Below are 1,926 nucleotides of genomic sequence, written 5' to 3'. Positions count from 1 at the left end.
AGGGAGCAATGCGATTTTGTGAGGTCGGACAAAAAAAGTGCGATCGCTAAAAATTATATTTAAGTACGGAGTTATTTTATTTACAAATAAAATACTGCTTTGCACGAAAATTCATCTTGATGAGATATCTCAAAAAGATTGCTAGTAAGTCATTTGACGATTATTTCCCAAAATATCTATACTAAGTCTTTAATACTTAGTGTCAATTACAGCAAGCAATAGCTAAAGATGACGACTCAAGTATAAAATTAATCAAGCAGTTTGAGGTTTAATAAAGGAATTAAAGATAGAACTACAAAAATTATCCCAACTTTCAGCTATCCATTGACAGCGCAGATGTAATATAATTTCCGCATTGTCTTTCAACCAAAATTTACTGTTTCCTTTGATTCTTAAATTGACAACTTGGCGGATTAAACTCTCAATTGCACCACTGCCAATAGGTAGTTTTTGAGTTATGACTTTAGCGTAATTTAAACGCCTTTCGCGATAGGCACGTAAAAGGTAATTTCTCTGTATTACCATAGTTTTACAACGTTCACCCGTAGCTTCAAAGATAAATTCATCCATCTGCCTAATTATGGTCATGGCATTACTTTTCTTTAAAGTTCTCCGTGCTTTTTTAAACCAATTATTCCGCTCCTTCTCATCACTAAAAGCGACATCAGCAAATTTATGTAGTCGCTCAGTAACATGGTAAAAATCAAATAATTGATAAGTGGCATCAGGAGATTTCAATTTCTTTAAAAGAGGAGGAATATGTTTCCAAATCCATTCAGCACCGTCAGCAATTAGTAAAACTTGTTTTGCTTGACTAATTCCCAAACTAATCAGATGCATTTCTAAAATTGGTAAAAAGCCTTTATAGTCTTCATAAGTGCCATCATTTACAATCTTTATTTCGCCATTTCTAACTTTTTTACCCTGTTCATCAACCACATAAATTGTTAATAATTTTGGCTCAACCCATTCCCCTATAAAGCCATGCTTGTTTGTTTTGGGATTTTTTCTACCTTTTTTATTAATCCTAATTCTACTCCTGCCACCATCTACAGCAATTACAACTCTCTGGTCTTTAAGTATATTCCCATCAGGTAATTTACCTTGTTGCAAGTTAGATATTTTAGTTTGACGTAAATCAATGCCGATTTGACCAAATTTATATGTCAATCGTTCAATTCGTTTAAGACTAATATTAATTCCCCAATCGCCCAGGATTGTATGTGCAGCTTCAAAAGAACTAGCTATGGCACCATATTTTGCAATATCTGACCAAACTAATGGGGTCAAGCCTTCTGACATTCCTAGCCATTTTAACAAGGGACAGAATCCAACATTAGTAGATTTATTCTTCGCTTTTTTTTCTGTTTTTTGAACAACGTATGGTAATTTAAGAGTTCCTATAACATTACCTACTGTTAATATTTCTCTCTTCGTATAACCGTGTCTCTGTGTATCAGTATGCCACCATCCTTTGGTTTGATTAATTGCTGTTTTATGAGCCGACTCTGATTGAGAAAGCTTATGCAATAATATGCCGATACATTGACCCGCTAAAACTAACGCAGCCTGTCTAATTATTTCTTCTCTTTCTTTAACTATTCTTCCAGACCATTCCTCGATATTTTTCAACTCTAAAAGTTTCGTCACATCCTCTTTAAAGTCTGATAATGAATCGGCAAAATTTAGATTTGCATATATGTTTTTCTCCATAAAAGTAGATACTTCCTATTTCAAAACTATTCCTGAAAGGAAATTTTACCTTTTTTATAGTCGCAACAATGTACAAAAAACTCGTTTTTGGCACAGGTTGTATCTTCTAAGGAATATTATTTAGATTTTTGTATTAAATATTCGTTGTATACGTAAGATTTTATTAGCGATCGCTCTCCAGGTGGGGTCATCTCACAAAATCGCATTGCTCCC

General features: G+C 33.7%; 1 protein-coding gene. It reads right to left on the bottom strand.

Annotation, left to right across the window (positions count from 1 at the left end; all coding sequences use genetic code 11):
* Window positions 1-252 precede the first annotated feature (252 nt).
* Window positions 253-1,713 (bottom strand): ISLre2 family transposase, encoded by a 1,461-nt coding sequence (locus CDG79_RS40300; RefSeq protein ID WP_094347018.1) that lies wholly within the window; start codon window positions 1,711-1,713, stop codon window positions 253-255.
* Window positions 1,714-1,926 lie beyond the last annotated feature (213 nt).

Source organism: Nostoc sp. 'Peltigera membranacea cyanobiont' 232 (assembly GCF_002245985.1).
Lineage (GTDB): Bacteria > Cyanobacteriota > Cyanobacteriia > Cyanobacteriales > Nostocaceae > Nostoc.
The sequence above is the reverse complement of the archived record's forward strand: the minus strand, read 5'-3'. Positions and strand labels throughout refer to the sequence as shown.